Origin of the sequence: Ferruginibacter sp., from assembly GCF_014377975.1 — a bacterium.
Taxonomy (GTDB): Bacteria; Bacteroidota; Bacteroidia; order Chitinophagales; family Chitinophagaceae; genus Ferruginibacter.
Genome location: NZ_JACMOO010000316.1, coordinates 1 through 3,547, shown reverse-complemented (window position 1 = coordinate 3,547; position 3,547 = coordinate 1). Strand labels below are relative to the sequence as shown.

The window sequence follows — 3,547 nt, the reverse complement described above, 5'->3', positions numbered from 1 at the left end:
TCATTTAACAGGGCTATGCCCGTGCTGTCGTAGCCCCGGTATTCTAATCTTTTTAAACCTTTAATTACAACAGGGTAGGCTTCCCTGGGGCCGGTATATCCTACAATTCCACACATATATTATAATTTATTTTTGAGCCGGGCAGCAGGTTATCTATTTAGCTTTATTGGCGTCGCACTCTTGTACTTATACAGCAACAAGAAGCTTTTATAGAAGCGGCCCGGGATGATTAGTTTGCAAATTAACAAAATGCCGTCATATAATTATTTTTCAGGCAACACCATAATTATTTTATCAATGCCTCAGCACATGTAGAAAACTTCAACGTATTTATGTAACTCAATTTCGCTGTACTCAAATTACGGTGATAGCCTTCTGATTCCACTGTAATTGGTGCAATGCAATATGCCGACTATACAACCGGAGCAGACCTGCTGGAAAAAACAAAAGTACACCACGATTTAGGAAAGTCCATTCTTGTAATCGGCCACACTAATAACTTGCCAATTATTATAAAAAAATTCGGCGTACTACAACCCTTACAAAATATACCAGAGAGAAATTTGATCATTTATTTACTGTAAAATACCGCAAAGGAAGAGACCAGTACATTGTATGTAAATAGGGCGTAAGGTTTATAAAACCGGGTTCCACTGTTATTATGCAGTCATCACAATAAAATACCCTTTAAAAATAAATACGCCACTGAAAAATAGATAATCAGCCCGGTAACGTCCACAAGGGTTGCTACGAAGGGAGCTGAACTTACGGCAGGGTCGGCACCTAGTTTTTTTAAAATAAGCGGCAACATTGATCCGGTAATGGTACCCCAAAGTACCACCCCTACAAGCGAAACACCCACGCTCATGGCAACCAGCAACCAATGGATACCATATAAATCCTGTAATATGCCGTGAGACATCAGTACATGCCACAGGCAAATTCTGATAAAACCAATCAGCCCAAGAATACCGCCCAATGTAAGCCCGCTGAAAATTTCTCTCCGCATCACCCGCCACCAATCCGAAAGTGAAACTTCACCAACTGCCATCGCCTGAATAATGAGCGTAGAAGCCTGGGAACCACTGTTACCGCCGCTTGAAGCAATCAAAGGCATGAACATAACCAGCACAGTGGCCTTTGAAATTTCATCGTTAAAGTAGGCGAGTGCGGTTGCAGTTAACAGTTCTCCAAAAAATAAAACAATCAGCCAGCCCGCTCTTTTTTTCATGAGTTTTAAAAACGGGGTATCAAGATAAGGCTCATCCAATGCTTCTGTTCCACCCATTTTTTGCATGTCTTCACTAAACTCTTCATTGGCTACCCACAATACGTCATCAATGGTAACAATGCCCAGCAGTTTGTTGCTCCTGCTTACCACGGGCAGAGCTACGCGGTTGTTCATTTTAAAAGCTTCGTTGGCCACTTCCTGGTCGTCTTCCGCATGCAAAGTAACTACCCTGCCATCCATTAATTCGTCTACTCTTTTATCTGCCGAAGCCATGATGAAATCCTTTATCCGTATATCATCCAGCAGTTCACCCTTGTCGTTTATAACATAAATTACATCAATCGTTTCGCTGTTTTTAGCGTACTTACGAATGGTGTTTAACACATCTTCTACCGTATCATGTTCATACACGTAAATATAGTCGGGTGTCATCAGCCTGCCTACACTGCCTTCGGGGTATCCCAATAAGCCAAGTGTTATCTTTCTTTCTTCGGGATTCAATGTTTTAACCAGTTCCCTTACAGCGTTGCTGGGTAGCAAACTTAAAAATGCGGTACGGTCATCCGGCGGCAACTCATTTAATAATTCTGCTGTATTAAAAGCAGGTAAATTTTTAATGATTCTTTTTTGTGTGGAAAGCTCCAGTATTTTAAACACACTGGCGGCACGGTGTAATGAAAGATGGCTGATGATCTGGCTATCAAAATCTTCATTGTCGTAGATGAGTTCTGCAACCTCACTGATGTTCTGGTCATTCAAAAATTCTTTTATCCGCAGTTTATCCTCCGAAGCAATTACTTCTTCAAATTGTTGCTGTATTTTTATTTCTTCTAATTCTAAAGGCATTGGTATATCAGGCTTTTGGCTATTGAATTGTAAATTGTTTTGCCGTTAAAACGTTTAGGCGTTTTTTATTTTTACACACATAATTTTAAAAGGCCAGATATGATTTAAAATTACATAAAACGTCTAAACGGCAATTCTACTAAATTAAAAACGCCTAAACCTCTTCAGGGTAATAAAAAAGTAAATTTCCTTTTAACTATCTTGCAAATTACTCCATTTAAGTTTAAAGTTCTATTATGTTAAAACCCGAATTATTTATTGATTCGTCCACCGGTAAGGGAAGGGGTGTTTTTACAAATATGGCTATCAAGGCAGATACAATTATTGAAGTGGCACCGGTAATAGTAATGAGTAAGGAAGACAGGCAATTACTGGATAAAACGCTGTTGCACGATTACATTTTTGAGTGGGGAAAGTTGAAAGATAAATGCTGTATGGCATTGGGTTTGGTACCCATGTACAACCACAGTTATAAAAGTAACTGCGAATATTTTATGGATTTTGAAGAGGATACCATTGCGGTAAAAACGGTAAGGAATATAAAAAAAGGAGAGGAGTTAACCATCAATTACAACGGCGATTGGCATGATCCGGCAAAATTATGGTTTGAAGTGAGTAAGGCAAAAAACGGTCAGTAATGTTATTGCGTCCGTGTAATAAAATGGAATAAAATTTTTTCAATAAAAACAAATTTATAAGTATGCGTATTATAAAAACAGCGTTGCTTTCTTATGGCATGTCGGGCAAAATCTTTCATGCACCATTTATTGCTGCACATCCCGGTTTTAAATTATGCGGAGCATGGGAAAGAAGTAATAAAAATATTCAGCAAAACTATCCCGATGCAACATCTTATGCAACACTGGAGGCCCTGCTTGCCGATGAAACCATTGAGCTGGTAATAGTGAATACGCCCAATGATTCGCATTATGAATATGCCACTAAAGTATTACAGGCGGGTAAACATGTTGTGGTGGAAAAAGCATTTACAACATCGGTTGCCCAGGGGGAAGCTTTAAAAGCACTGGCCCAAAAGCAGGATAAAATGATTAGTGTATACCAGAACCGGCGATTTGACAGCGACTGCCGCACTGTGCAAAGGGTAATTGCAGACAAGTTGCTTGGTGACATTGTTGAGGCAGAGTTTCACTACGACCGGTTTAAACCCTTGGTTGGTCCCAAACTGCATAAAGAAATGCCCAATCCGGGAGCGGGTTTATTGATGGATCTCGGACCTCACCTGATAGACGAAGCCCTGCATATTTTTGGCATGCCAAATGCACTTTTTGCAGATATATGCATTACCAGACCTAATTCAAAAGTGGATGACTGGTTTGATATGAGGTTGTATTATCCATCTTTAAGTGTTCGCCTGAAGGCCGGTAATATTGTAAGGGAAGCTATTCCGGCCAATGTAATACATGGTATGAAGGGGTCGTTTATTAAAACCAGGGGCGATGTGCAGGAGGC

General features: G+C 40.0%; 3 protein-coding genes. 2 read left to right on the top strand and 1 reads right to left on the bottom strand.

Annotation, left to right across the window (positions count from 1 at the left end; translation table 11 throughout):
- Window positions 1–670: 670 nt before the first annotated feature.
- Entirely contained in the window at window positions 671–2,077 is a 1,407-nt protein-coding gene (gene mgtE / locus H7254_RS15915; protein ID WP_301933905.1) for a magnesium transporter, read from the bottom strand.
- Between the two features lie 236 nt (window positions 2,078–2,313).
- On the opposite strand from mgtE, the gene H7254_RS15910 reads away from it, so the two are divergent.
- A complete protein-coding gene (locus tag H7254_RS15910) occupies window positions 2,314–2,715 on the top strand; it encodes an SET domain-containing protein (protein WP_301933904.1) in 402 nt (133 codons plus the stop codon).
- A 62-nt stretch (window positions 2,716–2,777) separates the two neighbouring features.
- The coding region (locus H7254_RS15905) for a Gfo/Idh/MocA family oxidoreductase (RefSeq protein WP_301933903.1) at window positions 2,778–3,547 on the top strand (770 nt) is incomplete at its 3' end.